This window comes from Planosporangium mesophilum (assembly GCF_016863255.1).
Classification (GTDB): Bacteria; Actinomycetota; Actinomycetes; order Mycobacteriales; family Micromonosporaceae; genus Planosporangium; species Planosporangium mesophilum.
The window spans coordinates 79025-92922 of sequence record NZ_BOON01000003.1 but is presented as its reverse complement, the minus strand read 5'-3'; the positions used below and the strand labels follow the sequence as shown (position 1 = coordinate 92922).

Genomic DNA, 13898 nt, shown 5'->3' with positions numbered 1-13898 from the left:
CCCGCCGATCTCGGCGGGCGGATCTCCCGCCCCGACGGCGAGTTCATCGCAGGGGAGCGTACCGATGGCCACCACCCCGCCGGCTGCGGCACCCGACCCGCCCTCGGGGGCGGCACCCCGTACGGGTGACCCCGCCGCGCCGAAACCGACCTCCGACCCCGAGTACCCGCGTGATCTCGCCGGGCCGCCGGTGACGGTCACCGGCACGGTGACGGTCGAGTACGGCTGCGTCATCCTCGACAACGGGGTGCAGCGCTGGGCGCTCCTCGGCGACCAGGCCGAGTGGGTACGCGAGGGGAGCCGGGTCACCGTGCGGGGGCAGCGGACGAAGGCGCCCGCCGGCTGCCGCGTGTACGGGGGCCTCGACGTCGTCTCCGTCTCATAGGGACGGTCACATCACCGGTCGCACGCCGGCGCGCGGTACCAGTTTGATTACAGCCACACCGCTTTCCGATCGACTCGTGTCACAGTGTCAGCCTCGCACCGCCCGTCGTTCCCAAAAGGAGACCGTCGATGCATATCAGGGGTGGCTTACGTGCCGCGATCGGCCTGTCCACGGCGTTGCTGATGCTGGCGGCCTGCGGGGGCACACCGCAGTCGTCGAGCGGGCCGGAAGGCGGCGACATCAAGGACGGCGGCGACCTGAGGGTCTACATCGGAGAGCCGCGCCACATCGTGGCGAGCAACGCCGGCGAGAGCGAGGGCAGCACGGTCGCTCGGGCCCTGTACTCGGGGCTGATCGACTATGTCGGCGACGACTACAAGATCGTTAACGTGATGGCCGACTCGATCAAGTCGACCGACAACAAGGTGTGGACGATCAAGCTCAAGGGCGGCTGGGCGTTCCACAACGGCGAGGCGGTCAACTCCGACGCCTACATCCGCGCGTGGAACGCCGCGGCGTACGCGCCCAACGCGCAGCTCGGGTCCCACTTCTTCGAGCGCGTCGACGGGTACGCCGACCTGCAGGGCAAGGAGCCCAAGGCGAAGGAGATGTCGGGCCTGAAGAAGGTCGACGACACCACGTTCGAGGTCACGCTGCGTCAGCCGTTCGCCGGCTTCCCGGTCATGCTCGGCTATGTCGCGTTCATGCCGATGGCGCAGGCGTGCGCCGCCGACCTGAAGGCCTGCGACGAGGCGCCCATCGGCAACGGGCCGTTCAAGATGGACGGCAAGTGGGAGCACAAGCAGCAGGTGAAGCTGGTCCGCAACAACGACTACAAGGGCACCAAGGCCCACCTCGACCGGCTGACCTTCAAGATCTACGACAAGATCGAGACGGCGTACAACGACCTGCTGGCCGGCAACATCGACATCATGCCGCGGCGGATGCCACCGGCGAAGGTGCCCGAGGCGCGGGTCAAGTTCGGCGACCGGCTGCTCGACAAGCCCAGCCCCAGCTTCACCGCCGTCGCGATCCCGACCTACCTGGACCCCTTCAAGGACAAGAGGATCCGCCAGGCGATGTCGATGGCGATCGACCGCAAGGCGATCGTCGACGCGGTCTACCAGGGTCGCTACACCCCGGCGAAGAGCTTCTCCCCGCCCGGCTTCCCTGGCGGTCGCGACGACACCTGCAAGTACTGTCAGTTCAACCCCGAGAAGGCCAAGCAGTTGCTGGCCGAGGCGGGCGGCTGGCCGGCCGGCAAGAAGGCCGAGCTGTGGTTCAACGCGGGCGCCGGTCACGACGTCTGGATGCAGGCCGTCGGCGACCAGCTCAAGCGGAACCTGGGCATCGACTACGAGCTCAAGGGCCAGCTCCAGCAGCCCGAGTTCCTGGCGACGGCCGACGCGAAGAAGCTCACCGGCCCGTACCGCAGCGCCTGGGCGCCCGACTACCCGCTCAACGAGAACTACCTGACGCCTCTCTTCGGTACCGGCGGCTCGTCGAACCGGACCGGCTACAGCAACCCGGAGTTCGACGCCCGGATCGTCAGGGGCGACAACGCCAAGTTGCTGGACGAAGCGGGCAAGCTCTACGGCGAGGCCGAGGACCTCCTGGCCGAGGACATGCCCTCCATCCCGCTGTGGTTCGACAAGGCGTCGGTGGCGTTCGGCGAGACCGTCACCGGTGTCGAGTACAACGGCGTCCAGGGCGTCAACTTCGCCCGGGTCGGCTTCACGAAGTAGCGCCGGTACGGTCCCGGGCCCGCCCACGGTGGGCGGCCCCGGGGCCGGCGGTCTGAAAGGCCTGGAGGTCACACCGTTGGGGCGCTATCTGGCCCGCCGGCTGCTGCAGTTCGTCCCCACGCTGCTCGGCGCGCTGTTCATCCTGCACTACCTGATGACCGTCGGAATCCAGCTCAACGGCGACCCCGCCCGGGCCGTGTTCGGGGACCGCACGCCGAGCCAGTCCCAGCTGCAGGCGATGCAGCGGGTCTTCGGTACCGATGACCCCTGCTTCGAACAGGCCGGCAACCCATGCCTGACGGTCTTCGTCCACCGCCTGGAGAACATGGCCCAGGGTGACTTCGGCGTCGACTCGCGGGAGCGGCCGGTGGTGACGCTGATCGCGGAGCACGCGCCGATCACCGCCCGGCTCGCGCTGCTCGCGATCCTCATCGAGCTGCTGGTCGGCGTCACCGCCGGCGTCCTGGCGGGGCTGCGCGGCGGGAGTTTCTGGGACTACGTGGTCAAGGTCTCCACCACGATGCTGGTGGCGATCCCCATCTTCGTCGTGGGCGCGGTGACCCAGCTCGTGCTGGGGGTGGAGTTCGGGTCGTGGCTGAAGGGCGTCGGCGCGCCTGACCTCCTCACCGGACTGTTCTCGATCGCTTACCGCACCGACCAGCCCTGGGCCAGCCTGGTGATGCCGGCGTTCGTACTCGCGTCCTTGTCGCTGGCCACCACGGCGCGGCTGACCCGCACCAGCCTGATGGAGAACCTGCGGGGCGACTACGTGCGTACCGCGACCGCCAAGGGCCTGACCCGAAACCGCGTGGTCGGGGTGCACGCGCTGCGCAACTCGCTGATCCCGGTGATCACGAATCTCGGCATCAGCTTCGGCAACCTGCTCGCCGGCGCGGTGGTCACCGAGGGCATCTTCAACATTCGGGGCATCGGCGGCCTGGTCTTCGGGGCGGTGGCAACCGGCGAGGCCGCGACGGTCGTCTCCGTCGTCACGATCCTGGTGCTGGTCTACCTGTTGTGCAACCTGATCATCGATGTGCTGTACGCCGTCCTGGACCCGAGGATCCGACTTGACTGAGCAGGTGGAGTCCGTCATCTCGGCGGACCGGTCCGCACAGGCCGGTATCGAGCGCAGCGCGAGCCTGTGGGCTGATGCGTGGCGGGACCTGCGCCGGCGACCGGTCGCGATCGCCTCGGCCGTCGTGATCGTGCTGGTCAGCTCGATGGCTGCGTTCCCATGGCTGTGGACCCGAACGGACCCGCGGGACTGCCCCATCCAGCTGAGCAAGGCCACGCCGAGCGCGGCGCACATCTTCGGTACCAACGAACTGGGCTGCGACTACTACGCGATGACGATCTACGGCGCGCGGGCCTCGATCATCGTCGCGCTGGTCTCGACCTCGCTCGTCCTGCTCGTCGGCGCTCTCGTCGGGATGGCCGCCGGCTTCTACGGCGGCTGGGTCGACTCGGTGCTCTCCCGGCTGGCCGACATCTTCTTCGCGCTGCCGTTCCTGCTCGGCGCCCTGGTGTTCCTGTCGATGCTGCGTTCGCACTCGGTCTGGACGATCGTGCTCGCGTTCGCCGTGCTCGGCTGGCCCCCGCTGGCCCGGATCGTGCGGGCCAGCGTGCTCGCCACGAAGAACATGGACTACGTACAGGCGGCCCGCTCGCTCGGCGCCAGCGACCGCCGGCTGCTGTTCCGGCACATCCTGCCGAACGCCGCCGCCCCGGCGATCGTGGTCGCGACGATCCTGCTCGGCACGTACGTCGCATCCGAGGCGACGCTGTCCTACCTCGGTATCGGCCTCCAGCCGCCGGAGATCTCGTGGGGCATCATGATTGCCCAGGGCCAGTCGTACGTCACCTCCGGCTACCCGCACCTGCTGCTGTTCCCGGCGGCCTTCCTGTCCGCGACGGTGCTCGCGTTCATCCTGCTCGGCGACGCGCTCCGCGACGCCCTCGACCCGAAGCTGAGGTGACGTGATGCTGCCCGAGCCGGATCCCGACGCCGACCTCCTGGACGTACGCGACCTGCGGATCGAGTTCCGTACCCGGGACGGGGTCTCCAAGGCGGTCAACGGGGTGAGTTTCACCGTCCAACCCGGACAGACGCGGGCCATCCTCGGCGAGTCGGGCTGCGGCAAGAGCGTCACCGCCCAGGCCGTGATGGGCATCCTGGACTCGCCGCCCGCCCACGTCACCGGCGGCGAGGTCCGCTACCGCGGGGTCGACGTGCTGACCCTGCCCGACGAGGAGCGCCGCCGGATCCGCGGCAACCACATCGCGATGGTCTTCCAGGACGCCCTGTCCGCGCTCAACCCCGTCTTCACGGTCGGCTTTCAGATCGGGGAGCAGTTCCGCAAGCACCTCGGCATGTCCCGTACCGACGCCAGGCGCCGGGCCGTCGAGCTGATGGACCAGGTACGCATCCCGGCCGCCCGGCAGCGCGTCAACGACTTCCCGCACCAGTTCTCCGGCGGCATGCGGCAGCGCGTGATGATCGCGATGGCGCTCGCGCTCGACCCGGACGTGCTGATCGCCGACGAGCCGACCACCGCGCTCGACGTCACGGTGCAGGCGCAGATCATGAGCCTGCTCGGCGAGCTGCTGCGGGAGCGGCAGATGGGCCTGGTCCTGATCACGCACGACATGGGCGTCGTCGCGGACGTGGCCGACCACATCTCGGTCATGTACGCCGGCCGGATCGTGGAGGAGGCTCCGGTACGCGACATCTACGCCCGCCCGGCGCACCCCTACACCAAGGCCCTCCTGGAGTCGATCCCGCGCGTCGACGTCAAGGGCCAGCAGCTCAACGTCATCAAGGGGCTGCCGCCGAGCCCGACCCGGGTCCCGCGCGGCTGCGCGTTCCACCCGCGGTGCCGGTACGCCCGGGACGTGTGCCGGCAGGATCCACCGCCCTTGTACGGAGTGGACAGTAGACGGACCAGCGCGTGCCACTTCTGGGAGGAGGTCGTGAGCGCGAGGAGCGAGGGAAGCGAGCCCCGCAGTCGCGAACAGGATGAGGGGGTCGGCGGTGAGTGACGTCGTGCTCGAGGTACGGGATCTGACCAAGCACTTCCCGCTGACCAAGGGAATCGTGTTCAAGCGGCAGGTCGGCGCGGTTCGCGCGGTCGACGGGGTGAACCTGACGCTGCGCCGGGGCGAGACGCTCGGCGTGGTGGGAGAGTCCGGCTGCGGCAAGTCGACGCTGGCCAAGCTCATCATCGGGCTGGAGAAGCCGACGTCCGGCGAGATCCTGGTGCAGGGCCAGAACCTCGCCAGGATGCGCGGCTCGGCGCTGCGCCGGGCCCGGCGCAACATCCAGCTGGTGATGCAGGACCCGTACACGTCACTGAACCCCCGAATGACGGTGGGTGACATCGTCGGGGAGCCGTTCCAGATCCACCCCGAGGTGGCGCCGCGCTCCGACCGGCGGCGGCGGGTGGGGGAGCTGCTGGAACTGGTCGGGCTCAGCCCCGACCACATCAACCGCTACCCGCACCAGTTCTCCGGCGGCCAGCGGCAGCGGATCGGCATCGCCCGGGCGCTGGCGCTCCGCCCGGAGATCATCGTCTGCGACGAGCCGGTCTCCGCCCTCGACCTGTCGATCCAGGCACAGGTGATCAACCTGCTGGAGCGGCTGCAGGAGGAGCTGGGGCTGTCGTACATCTTCATCGCCCACGACCTGTCGGTGGTGCGGCACATCTCCGACCGGGTCGCGGTGATGTACCTGGGGAAGATCATCGAGACCGGGGTCGACACCGAGATCTACGACCACCCGACCCACCCGTACGCGCAGGCACTGCTGTCGGCGGTGCCGGTACCCGATCCGACGCTGCGCGGCCTACGCGACCAGATCATCCTGGAGGGCGACGTACCCTCGCCGGCGAACCCGCCGAGCGGATGCCGGTTCCGTACCCGCTGCTGGAAGGCGCGGGAGGTGTGCGTCGAGCAGGAGCCGGCGCTGGTCGAGCGGGAGGGGTCGGCGCATCCGAGCGCGTGCCACTTCGCCGAGGAGCGCGACGTGGTGCACGCGACCGACTGAGGCGCTCTCACCAGGTGTGTCCCCTATTGGCGGCTGCGCCCGTGCAGACGACGAAAGACCCCGCCTCTATGGTGGACCGATGGTGTCGGTCAAGCAGTTCCAGGTCACCTTCGACTGCGCACAGCCCGCGCGCGTCGCTCGTTTCTGGTGCGAGGTGTTGGGGTACGTCGTACCACCGTCGCCGGAGGGGTTTGCTACTTGGGACGATTTCGATGGCGCGTTGCCGCCTGAGCGTCAAGGTTCAGCGTTCGCATGCATCGATCCCTCAGGTGTGGGCCCGCGGCTGTTCTTCCAGCGCGTTCCCGAAGGCAAGGTCGTCAAGAATCGGCTGCATCTTGACGTACGGGTCGGCACCGGGCTTGTGGGGGAGGAGCGCCTGGCCGCACTTGAGGCCGAGTGCGCACGACTGGTCGCGCTCGGCGCGGTACGCGTGCGACTACTGCGTGCTGATGGCTACAACGAGTCGTGCCTCGTGATGCAGGACATCGAGGGCAACGAGTTCTGTCTCGACTGAGTGGTCGCGAACGTGGCACCTTCGCGAGTCGACCGGTGCAGTTCGCAAGAATCTAGCGGCGATCGGCGCGAACATCCGCCCATATCAAGCGTCTCGCCGAGGCCTGTGGAGACCAGGCTTGACCCCTCGCCGAATGTATGCCCATGCCGCCGAGCGCACGTGAGGGGCCGCACCGGCGGGACCGACAAGTCACCCGACCGCTCGCGCCGATGTTCGCTAGTTGCTCCCGGGCGATGGTCTGGAATGCTTCGCCCATGCCTTCCTACCCGCCTACCTTCGCCGACCAGGTCGTCGCCCAGCCAGCCCGTGCCCAGTTCGAGGCGTTCCTCGACGAGCACCGCGGCGCGCTCAATGGCTGCTTGGACGGGCTGACAGAGGAACAGGCGCGCCGATCGTTGGTGGCCTCCCGGACCACGCTGCTGGGTCTGGTGAAGCACGCGACCTTCGTCGAGAAGGTCTGGTTTGACGAAGCCGTCACGTGTCGGTCGCGCGCTGAGATCGGCATCCCTGCGACGCCGGACGAGTCGTTCATTCTCTATGACGACGACACGATCGCCACCGTCCAGCGCGCACACCGCGAGGCCTGCGAAGCATCACGCCAGGCGACGTCATCCCTGGGGCTGGACGACATCCTTCACGGGAACCGGCGGGGCCCGCTTCCGCTGCGGTGGGTGTATCTCCACGTGCTGCGCGAGTTCGCCCAGCACTGTGGGCACGCTGACATTCTTCGAGAGCAACTCATCAACGAGTAGTGCGCGGACGTCCACTCATAGCCGCTGATCGCGCGGTCATGCCGAGATCAGTGCATTTGATCATGCCGACGAGAGCGCATCGGCCCTACCGCGGTCGTGATTGGCCTGGCTGGGACGTGGGTACGGGTGTGTTCGTGACGATGGGTGATGAAGCCGGGGACTTGAAGCGGCGGGGTGGCTGGCTGCCGCAGGGCCAGGACGAGTTGGAGCGGTGGCTCGACGGCCGCATCAAGAGCGTGGGGCGACCCGGCGTGTTCCGGCACCCGGTGATCCGGGAGTTCGCCCACCTGATCGAGACGGACGCGATCGTGCGCATGTACGTGACCCGGATGATCGACGAAGTGCCGAAGACCCGCAAGTACAGCAAACGCCACATCGCCAGCGTCGATCAGCTGCTGCACCTCATCGACGAGGTGATCACCACGGCACCGGAGTTCAGCGAGGGCGCGATGGTGACGACACCGCTGACCGGCATCCTGGACTGGACGATGGGAACCACCGCCGGGATGGCCGCCTACCGCGACCCCCGTGTCAACGCGATCCTGAAGAAGGTCCTCGACGCGTGGGCGGAGTTCCTGAATAGCCCCGAGTCGCTCTACGTCCTGAACGACTCGCCGCAGGGGTGGATGTCGCCGACCGCGCGACAGGCGGTGGGCATCGACCAGTTCGAGCACGACCCCGACGACAAGCACTGGGGCTTCACCTCCTGGAACGACTTCTTCACCCGGCGGCTCAGGCCGGGGGCACGGCCGGTCGCGGCGCCCGACGACGACTCGGTCATCGTCAGCGCGTGCGAATCGACCCCTTACCGGATCAGCCGTGACGTCGCGCGCCACAGCGAGTTCTGGATCAAGGCTCAGCCCTATTCCCTGCAGGACATGCTCGCCAACGACGACGCCGTCGACGAGTTTGTCGGTGGCACGGTCTACCAGGGGTTCCTGAGCGCGTTGAACTATCACCGCTGGCACAGTCCCGTGGCCGGCACGATCGTGCGCGCCTACGTCCAGCCCGGCACCTACTTCTCCGAGGCCGACTCCGAAGGCGCGGAGGCGGTCGAAGCGTCGGCCTCTCAGGGGTATCTGGCTCACGTCGCCGCTCGCGCGATCATCCTCATCCAGGCGGACAACCCGGCGATCGGGCTGATGGCGGTCGTCCCGATCGGGATGGTAGAGGTCTCCTCCTGCGTCATCAGCGACGACATCGTCCCCGGCCATCACGTCGAAAAGGGCGACGAACTCGGATGGTTCCAGTTCGGCGGCTCCACCGAGTGCCTGGTGTTCCGCCCGGGAGCAGTCGAGGATTTTTCTGTCGTTGCCCTCCCGCAGCCAGGCGACGCCGATGCGTCGATCGTGAAGGTGCGTTCGAAACTCGCGGTCGCCGCGAGATAGCCGGATTTTCGGCTGCCGCGACACGCGTATCAGCGCCCGCTACGCCGTCACGACGAGTACAGCCCCCGATCGGTCAGGCGCGCACTTCTGCCGATGAGCGGACACGCGAAGTGAGCCCTGCGCCCGACTCCGACTCACCGCTTGGGTGCGAACTTCTTGCGTAGGAGGTCCAGGTGCACACGGTCGGTTATCCACTCACGGACCAAACCGCACTGCAGGCAAATCACGCGGGAAAACGGAATCGTTCGGAAGGTGCTGACCGCCATGCCGCTGATAGCCGTCGGCCATGCTGCTCGGCACACAGACGATTTCAGCGCTCCCGCAATGCGGACACGGACCGAAGTTAATGTCATCCATGGTTTGATGATCGCAGCCGAGTACCAGCGGTCCCGGAGGAGGCGCCCGAGTCCTTCGACCTTCCCGGCGTGCCCGCCATGACCTGATCAGGTGCCCGGATCTGCCGCAAGGGGTCGGTCGGGTTGCGTGCGCCGCCCTCGCGGATACGTCTGCGGAGCATCACTCAGCGGACGACGACCCGTCGGCGGCTCCGTCGAGATGGTCTCCGAAGGGCACTGGAGGAAGTTCGGGTGATGCCCCCGGACGGCTATCCGGATCTGCCGCCGATCGGGTGGCTTCGAGGGGTCAGCCGATTCGCGCCGCAGCGTTGCCGTGAGTGATCCGCAGGTAGTAGCCGTCCGGATCGGCAAGCCGGAAGTCGTACAGACCCCACGATCGCAACTCGAGCGGTTCACTGATCACCGCCCGCTCCCGGCAGTGTTCATAGAGCGCTTGAAGCTCGTCCAGACCGTCGAGCTCCAGCACGATCTCCACCCCGGCGCCCTTGTCAACACTGAGCCGCTGTCTGGTGAACCCCCGACCTTCCCCCTGCGCAGGCAGCTTCGCCACGGGACCAAGCCCCAGCACGACCAGGCCCCGGCGCAGGCTGGCGTAGCCCGCAGCGCGTCGCTGCACCTCGAACCCGAGCAACTCACGATAAAACTTGACGCTAACGTCCATGTCCTCGACGAACAGTTCCATCCGAAGCCGCATTCGTCGATGATTCACCACCGTGCCGGGCGTCCGCATCTGCCGCGATTCGCTCACACGGAGCGTGACGGCTCGGTCGGTAGCTTGGCGTACCGCCCCAGCCTCAGTCGCGCGGCTACCATCCGTTCGTATTCGAAACGTTGGGACAACGGGGGCTGACATGGCTGGTTACTCGGGCACGCCGCTGTACCGCAAGCTCGGCATCAAACCGGGTCACCGAGTCGCACTGCTCGACGCGCCGGCGAGCTTCAAGGCCACTCTCGATGGCCTCCCCGCCGAGGTCGTCATCCGGCACGGCCTGGCCGCCGACGCGCCGACCGACGTGATCGTGCTGTTCGTGACCGAACGTTATGAGTTGCAGGCCCGCCTGGACGAGGTCAGACGCGGCATGGCCCAGGACGGCGGCTTCTGGGTCGCCTGGCCGAAACGAGCATCGAAGGTTCCCACGGACATCACCGATGACGTGGTCCGTGAAGTCGCGCTGCCGAGCGGGTTGGTCGACAACAAGGTGTGTGCGATCGACGAGATCTGGTCGGGCTTGCGGCTGGTCATTCGCCGCGAAAATCGCAGGCCGGCCGAGTAACACGTTCGCCCGGTCCTCCGTACTCCAGTCGGACGCCACGACGCACCTCGGGACCGCCCAGCCGTGTGAGTGATGTGACGGTAGGCGTCCTCCGCGGGCGCGGATCTGCCGCTCCGGGCGTGCTGGCGTTCATCGCCGCCGGTGACGCACGGTGATGTATGGCTGCCTTTCTTGCTTCCGCTTCCGGTGTCGTACCTGCCGATCAGCACCATGCGGCTGGAACTGCTTGGGGCAGCTCCATCGAGCTTCAGTCGATATGGTGCGGTCCATGGATTCTCGATCCGATGCGGATGGCGGCGACGGTAGTCGTAGCCCGCGTGACGTGTTTCTCCGGCTGGTGAAGGGGGTGTGCGAAGGGCCGTACGAGGATCTAGCCGATCTGTATGCCGAACAGACCTATGTCACCCACCCGTTTCACCCGCTCGACGCGCCACCGCTACGGAGCCGGAGCCAACTGCACGAGCACTTCACCGCGCCGCCGCCTTTCGCCCGAACACTAAACCGTGAGCCGGTCAACATCACTATCCACGAGACCGTTGATCCGGAGGTGATCGTCGCCGAGTTCGCCTACCACGGACACGTGGAGGAGACAGGAGAGGCGTTCACCGTGCCCTGTGTCTTCGTTCTGCGTGTTCGCGACGGGCTCATCGTCGAGTCCCGGGACTACATCGATCACATCGCCAGCGCGCGGGCATGGGGTCAGCTCGAAAGCCTCTTGACCGCGCTTCGCCCATCGCGCGACGTCGACCGCTGACAGTCAGTTGCTGATGATCACCGGATCGTGCGTGGGTCTCGCCCGAATTAGACGCTGGCCGAGCTTTATGACGCCGAATCACTGATGTGATTGAACAGCGGTGGTCACCGACTCCTGCCATCCGGATCTGCCGCCGACCGTGCATGCTGTCCGATTGAGGCAATCACATTCGGTAGCTGGCCTCTGAGTCGAGTGGCATCCTGAACTGCCGATGAGCGCGTGAGGTGGAGAAACTCAGGCTGAGACGCAAGGCTGAGCGAGCGCCTGGATGAGCTCGGCGAGTACCCGCTTGGCGTCGTTGTTATCCACCTGGCAGGTGCCGGCCGCGACGTGACCTCCGCCGCCGTACTTGAGCATGATCGAGCCGATGTCCACCGGTGACGTGCGGTCCACAATAGATTTTCCGACTGCGAACACCGTGTTCTGTTTGTCTCGGCCCCACAGCGTGTGGATCGAGACGCGCGCCTGAGGGTGAAGCGCGTAGACCATGAACCGGTTGCCCGCGAAGATGATGTCCTCGTTCCGCAGGTCCACCACGACGACGTCGTCGTAGACGGTGCTCACCCGCTGCAATTGGTCGATGAACGCCTCGGTGTGCGCGTGGAACAGCTCCGTGCGCTCGCGCACGTCCTTCATCGCCAGGATCTCGTCGACGCTCTCCAACTGGTGGCAGGCGTCGATAAGCTTCATCATCAGCTCGAAGTTGGAGATGCTGAAGTCGCGGAAACGACCCAGGCCGGTGCGGCTGTCCATCAGGAAGTTCAGCAGAGTCCAGCCGGTCGGGTCGAGGATCTCTTCCACGGTGTACTGCGCCGAGTCGGCCTTGTCGACCGCCTCCATGAGATCCAGAGGCACGTCGGTGAAGAAGTCGGCGCCGCCGAACTCGTTGTAGATGACGCGGGCCGCAGACGGGGCCGATGCGTCGATGATGTGGTTGGGCTGCGGGCCGACGCGCACTGTCTCCGAGTGGTGGTGGTCGAACACCATGTGCGCCCCGGGAACGTACGGCAGGTTCGTGATGATGTCGTTTTCGGTGATCTTGACCTTGCCGTCCTGCATGTCCTTCGGATGCACAAAGGCGATCTCGTCGATCATGTCGAGGTGCTTCAGGAGCGTGGCACACACCAGGCCGTCGAAGTCGCTGCGCGTCACGAGCCTGTACTTCATGGCGATCTCCCCTTCTCCAGGTCCGTGGTCTCCGATCGGCCGCAGGGGCGCTGACCTGAGCGGATCGGGGTTGCCGCCTTGATCGGCGAGCTAGTTCGTGCGCAGCCTCAAAAGAAGGCCCGACTACGCGAGCCGTCCCGCAGGACCTTCCACCCCTCACGAGCCCGCCGTGCGGCAGAAACGGCGTCGACTGCCGAGTTCACCTCACAGGAGCGGCCATGATTGACCCGCGCCAGGCTGGGCCTGGCTGGGGCACGTAACGACACAAAGTCGATCACGATCGCCAAGATCAGACGTCCGATTCTGCCGACGAGCGGATATCTGATCTTCCAGGGCAGGGGCGTCTGCAACGGCGGGCCTGGCTGCGCAGCGCGTTCTCACTCTGCGGATGCCGGCTCGGTGGGTCGGGCCGTGAAGAAGCGGATGATGTCGTCGGCTGCGGTCGGGGACAGCATCATCGACTGGACTCGTGCGGACATTTCGGCGATCGAGTGAGCCCTGGTAAACATTGCCGCTTCGTAGCTCCAGATCGCCGAGTCCGGGTCGGCGGGATTGGCGGCGAGTTCGCCGGCGAGTTCGGCAGCGTCAAGCATGGCCTGATTGGCGCCCTCGCCGACCGGTGGCATGAGGTGCGCGGCGTCACCGATGAGGGTGATGCCCGGCTGGTGGGCCCAGCGTGTACCAGTGGGCATCGCCTCGATCCTGCGCGGGGTCGGCGGGCTGTCGCCGGCTTCGATGAGCGCGGTGAGGCTGGGGTCCCAGCCATCGAATATGTCCAGCAGAGCACGCTTGCTGCGGTAGGTGTCTAGGTAGCGATCGTCCGCGCGTAGGGAGATCCCGACTCGGATGCTGCCGTCGCCGAGGCGTTGCGCTGCCAGGACCTGGTTCACGCCGATGCACCACAGGTTCCCGGGGCCGACCAGCTCGGCGAGATCCGGGTGACGCCGGTCGGCGTCGCTGATGCTCAGCTCTACCAAGGTGGCCACGTAGGAGAGTCCCGCGTCGGTCAGCAGTGACCGGACGACCGAGCGTGCGCCGTCCGCGCCGATGAGGACGTCGCAGTCGGCTCTGCGGCCGCCATCGAACATCAGCCCGAAGCCTCCGTCGGGTCGTGGCATCGCCGCCACGAGCCGGTGCTCCCACGCAACCGCATCGCCGGGGAGCGAATCGAGCAGAAGATCACGCAGTACGCTGCGGTCGATCTCGGGGCGTTCGGAGAATGAGCCGGGTTGTGGCTTGTGGTGCACGAGGGTGCGTCCGGCCGGGTCGAGGATGCGAAGTTCCTCGCCCTCCGGCCGTGCCTCGGACCGGAATCGGCCGGCGAGACCCGCCGCGGCCAGGGCCTGTTGCCCGGACTCCGGGTGCAGGTCGAGCGAGCCGCCCTGCGATCGCGCGGATCGGCTTGCCTCGCGTTCGTACACCACCGCGTCGATGCCGTACCGGTGCAGGACTCGGGCCAACGTCAGCCCGCCGAGGCCACCACCGGCGATCGCAATTCGCATCATCATCTCCGTTACC

At 67.0% G+C, this 13898-nt stretch carries 14 protein-coding genes; 11 read left to right on the top strand and 3 right to left on the bottom strand.

Going from position 1 to position 13898, the window contains the following annotated elements:
• Positions 1-64 precede the first annotated feature (64 nt).
• From Pme01_RS02410 to Pme01_RS02370, 9 genes are all read left to right on the top strand, one after another.
• Positions 65-385 carry a hypothetical protein gene (locus tag Pme01_RS02410; protein ID WP_168112873.1) on the top strand — a complete coding sequence of 107 codons (321 nt, stop codon included), beginning with the start codon at positions 65-67 and terminating at the stop codon, positions 383-385.
• 128 nt (positions 386-513) lie between these two features.
• Entirely contained in the window at positions 514-2130 is a 1617-nt protein-coding gene (locus Pme01_RS02405; RefSeq protein ID WP_168112874.1) for a peptide ABC transporter substrate-binding protein, read from the top strand.
• A gap of 76 nt (positions 2131-2206) precedes the next feature.
• Positions 2207-3208, top strand: coding sequence for an ABC transporter permease (locus tag Pme01_RS02400; RefSeq protein WP_168112875.1), 1002 nt, complete (start codon positions 2207-2209; stop codon positions 3206-3208).
• The gene (locus tag Pme01_RS02395; RefSeq protein ID WP_239087973.1) at positions 3201-4109 is read left to right on the top strand and encodes an ABC transporter permease; all 909 of its coding nucleotides are present in this window, start codon (positions 3201-3203) and stop codon (positions 4107-4109) included. The genes Pme01_RS02400 and Pme01_RS02395 overlap by 8 nt, the downstream gene beginning before the upstream one ends.
• 4 nt (positions 4110-4113) lie before the next feature.
• The gene (locus Pme01_RS02390) at positions 4114-5172 is read left to right on the top strand and encodes an ABC transporter ATP-binding protein (protein ID WP_168112877.1); all 1059 of its coding nucleotides are present in this window, start codon (positions 4114-4116) and stop codon (positions 5170-5172) included.
• Positions 5165-6175: an ABC transporter ATP-binding protein gene (locus tag Pme01_RS02385; protein ID WP_275408485.1), complete on the top strand. Its 1011-nt coding sequence runs from the start codon at positions 5165-5167 to the stop codon at positions 6173-6175. Before Pme01_RS02390 ends, Pme01_RS02385 begins: the two co-directional genes overlap by 8 nt.
• Before the next feature lie 79 nt (positions 6176-6254).
• Positions 6255-6689: a VOC family protein gene (locus tag Pme01_RS02380; protein ID WP_168112879.1), complete on the top strand. Its 435-nt coding sequence runs from the start codon at positions 6255-6257 to the stop codon at positions 6687-6689.
• 254 nt (positions 6690-6943) lie between these two features.
• The gene (locus Pme01_RS02375) at positions 6944-7441 is read left to right on the top strand and encodes a DinB family protein (protein ID WP_168112880.1); all 498 of its coding nucleotides are present in this window, start codon (positions 6944-6946) and stop codon (positions 7439-7441) included.
• Positions 7442-7569: 128 nt separating this feature from the next.
• On the top strand, positions 7570-8829 hold the full coding sequence (locus Pme01_RS02370) for a phosphatidylserine decarboxylase family protein (protein WP_168112881.1): 1260 nt from the start codon (positions 7570-7572) through the stop codon (positions 8827-8829).
• A 642-nt stretch (positions 8830-9471) separates the two neighbouring features.
• Here Pme01_RS02370 and Pme01_RS02365 read toward each other — a convergent pair.
• Entirely contained in the window at positions 9472-9867 is a 396-nt protein-coding gene (locus Pme01_RS02365; RefSeq protein ID WP_203935388.1) for a VOC family protein, read from the bottom strand.
• A gap of 169 nt (positions 9868-10036) precedes the next feature.
• On the opposite strand from Pme01_RS02365, the gene Pme01_RS02360 reads away from it, so the two are divergent.
• Both Pme01_RS02360 and Pme01_RS02355 read left to right on the top strand, forming a co-directional pair.
• Complete coding sequence (locus tag Pme01_RS02360) at positions 10037-10459, top strand: DUF3052 family protein (protein WP_168112883.1); 423 nt, start codon at positions 10037-10039, stop codon at positions 10457-10459.
• A 268-nt stretch (positions 10460-10727) separates the two neighbouring features.
• Positions 10728-11213, top strand: coding sequence for a nuclear transport factor 2 family protein (locus Pme01_RS02355; RefSeq protein WP_168112884.1), 486 nt, complete (start codon positions 10728-10730; stop codon positions 11211-11213).
• Positions 11214-11447: 234 nt separating this feature from the next.
• Here Pme01_RS02355 and Pme01_RS02350 read toward each other — a convergent pair whose 3' ends face one another.
• Together Pme01_RS02350 and Pme01_RS02345 are read right to left on the bottom strand one after the other, a co-directional pair.
• Positions 11448-12308, bottom strand: a complete 861-nt coding sequence (locus Pme01_RS02350) for an exopolyphosphatase (RefSeq protein ID WP_239087972.1) — start codon at positions 12306-12308, stop codon at positions 11448-11450.
• A gap of 449 nt (positions 12309-12757) precedes the next feature.
• On the bottom strand, positions 12758-13888 hold the full coding sequence (locus tag Pme01_RS02345; protein ID WP_239087971.1) for an FAD-dependent oxidoreductase: 1131 nt from the start codon (positions 13886-13888) through the stop codon (positions 12758-12760).
• Between the last annotated feature and the right edge of the window lie 10 nt (positions 13889-13898).

Coding starts and splice junctions, on each gene's coding strand:
- Pme01_RS02410 (WP_168112873.1), top strand. CDS start 65: ATGGCCACCACCCCGCCGGCTGCGGCACCCGACCCGCCCTCGGGGGCG.
- Pme01_RS02405 (WP_168112874.1), top strand. CDS start 514: ATGCATATCAGGGGTGGCTTACGTGCCGCGATCGGCCTGTCCACGGCG.
- Pme01_RS02390 (WP_168112877.1), top strand. CDS start 4,114: ATGCTGCCCGAGCCGGATCCCGACGCCGACCTCCTGGACGTACGCGAC.
- Pme01_RS02380 (WP_168112879.1), top strand. CDS start 6,255: ATGGTGTCGGTCAAGCAGTTCCAGGTCACCTTCGACTGCGCACAGCCC.
- Pme01_RS02375 (WP_168112880.1), top strand. CDS start 6,944: ATGCCTTCCTACCCGCCTACCTTCGCCGACCAGGTCGTCGCCCAGCCA.
- Pme01_RS02365 (WP_203935388.1), bottom strand. CDS start 9,867: ATGGAACTGTTCGTCGAGGACATGGACGTTAGCGTCAAGTTTTATCGT.
- Pme01_RS02360 (WP_168112883.1), top strand. CDS start 10,037: ATGGCTGGTTACTCGGGCACGCCGCTGTACCGCAAGCTCGGCATCAAA.
- Pme01_RS02355 (WP_168112884.1), top strand. CDS start 10,728: ATGGATTCTCGATCCGATGCGGATGGCGGCGACGGTAGTCGTAGCCCG.
- Pme01_RS02350 (WP_239087972.1), bottom strand. CDS start 12,308: ATGATCGACGAGATCGCCTTTGTGCATCCGAAGGACATGCAGGACGGC.
- Pme01_RS02345 (WP_239087971.1), bottom strand. CDS start 13,888: ATGATGATGCGAATTGCGATCGCCGGTGGTGGCCTCGGCGGGCTGACG.